The organism is Endozoicomonas sp. ALC013, from assembly GCF_049310205.1.
Taxonomy (GTDB): Bacteria; Pseudomonadota; Gammaproteobacteria; order Pseudomonadales; family Endozoicomonadaceae; genus Endozoicomonas.
Genome location: NZ_JBLYNS010000320.1, coordinates 1 through 2297, shown reverse-complemented (window position 1 = coordinate 2297; position 2297 = coordinate 1). Strand labels below are relative to the sequence as shown.

The 2297-nt window shown below is 53.3% G+C and carries 1 protein-coding gene; it reads right to left on the bottom strand.

Annotated features, from left to right (window positions below; translation table 11 throughout):
* Positions 1-2276, bottom strand: a 2276-nt coding sequence (gene ptsP / locus ACO6V1_RS23485) for a phosphoenolpyruvate--protein phosphotransferase (RefSeq protein ID WP_422449748.1), incomplete at its 3' end; no start/stop codon positions are given.
* Positions 2277-2297 lie beyond the last annotated feature (21 nt).

Sequence of the window (2297 nt, the reverse complement as noted above, 5' to 3'; positions counted from 1 at the left end):
TAGAAACGCCGACTCTTGATCCCGAGAACCTTGCCCATGCCTTCTTTACACAGGGCAAGTTCCAGGGAGCTGCGAATCACCTGCGCATTGTCGTGCTTCATTAAATCCGACAATATCATTTTTGCACGATCCATACCGATGCGCCTTAACACCCATTTTACTTTTAACAGATTCACGGCACTCATCGACAGCATATCGAAGCCCATGGCCATTAACAGTACCGCTGCAGCAGGGTCACCCGCCATTTCACCGCAGATACTGACGGTCTTTCCTTCCTGATGGGCATCGTCCGCAACTTTCTGCAAGGCATGCAGTACGGCGGGGTGAAAGGAGTGATAAAGGTCAGATACCCGGGGGTTGTTGCGGTCTACGGCCAGCAGGTATTGAATAAGGTCATTTGATCCGATGGAAAGAAAGTCGACACGTTGTGCAAGGTCCTTGACCATATAAACGGCAGCGGGCACTTCCACCATCACACCCACCGGTGGCATGGAGACTGGCAGGCCTTCAGCAAGCACTTCCGCATGGGCCCGGTGAATCAGGTGTTGCGCTTCCTCGACTTCAAAAATACTGGATACCATTGGCAACATAATCCGGAGATTATCCAGCCCCACGCTGGCTTTCAACATGGCCCGGACCTGCACCAGAAAGATTTCCGGATGATCCAGTGTTACCCGAATCCCCCGCCAGCCAAGGAAAGGGTTATCTTCCTTGATAGGGAAATAACTCAGCGACTTATCCCCGCCAATATCCAGGGTTCTCATGGTCACGGGGCGTGGCGCAAAGGCTTCAAGCTGGTGTCGGTAAATCTTTTCCTGTTCGGATTCACTGGGGAAGCGATCCCGAACCATAAAAGGGACTTCAGTCCGATACAGACCAACGCCTTCAGCCCCTCTGTCCAGTGAGCGGATGGTATCGGTCATCAGTCCGGTGTTGACCCAGAGCGGAATACGGTAATTATCCGGGGTCTCACAGGGCAGATCTCTGATGGCTTCCAACCCCTTACTGAACTGATTTTCCTCTTCCAGCACTTCGGTGTAATAATCCAGCAACTCCTGGGCCGGAGATGAGTAAATCAGGCCAAGATTACCATCCACAATCAGCTTTTTACCGGACAGCTTATGGAAAGGCAGATCAACCACCCCCATGACGGTAGGCACGCCTAAAGCGCGGGCAAGAATAGCCACATGGGAATTACTGGAGCCTTGCTTGGAAACCAGACCCGCCAGTGACTCCTGTGGCACCTCGCCCAGCATAACCGGAGAAAGCTCCTCACTGATCAGAATGGTATTCGCCGGGTATTCAACCCTCGCATGCTCTCCCTGCTGGAGATGAGAAAGTACTCTGCGCCCCAGGTCCCTGACGTCGGCAGCCCGTTCACGGAGATAATGATCGTCCATCATTTCGAAATTGCGGATATGCTCTTCGATCACCTGTCTTAAGGCACCCTGTGCCCAGGATCCACCCCGAATCCGCTCTCTTATCTCCTGCCCAAGGGCCCGGTCATCGAGCATTCTCAGATAAACATCAAAGAGTGCATGTTCCTCGGCAGGTAAGCGGTCAGACAGTCGTTCAGCGGTGTCTTTCATCTCTTTTCGCACCGCAGCCAGCGCATCGTCCAGCAAGGTGAGTTCCAGATCTATATCCTTGCAGGTACGCTCAGGTACTGCACCAAGATCGGCCGGAGGCGTAATCACCACCGCCTCACCAATGGCTACCCCTGTGGCACCGGCACTCCCCTGAAAGCGAGCAATTCGTTTTGTGCGGGTGGGCGTGGAGACATTATTGATCGAGCCGGTTGCCTGGGCATGGGCAATAACCCCTGCCAATTGGGCCGACATGGTGACCAGAAACGCTTCTTCATGTTCATCAAAACGTCGCTGCTCAACCTGCTGAACCACCAGCACACCCAGCGTATTACGGTGATGGATAATGGGGACACCGAGAAAAGAGGTGAATCGCTCTTCTCCGGTTTCACGGATATAGTGAAATTTCGGGTGAGAAGCGGCATCTTCGAGGTTTATGGGCTCTTCCCGCAGCCCCACCTGCCCAACAAGGCCTTCAGAATGAAAGAGAGTCACCTGTCCGACCGCGGAAGGGTTCAAACCCTCTGAAGCCATCAGCGTATAAGAGGTGCTCTCAGAATCGTATAGATAGACCGAGCACACCTCGGTGTTCATGGCACCACGAACCCGCTGCACAATAATCTGCAGTGCCACCTGTAGATCAGAGGCAGAACTGACTTCCTGTATGATATTGCGCAGGGTGTTTAGCATGTCTATCACGTATCCGGTCTG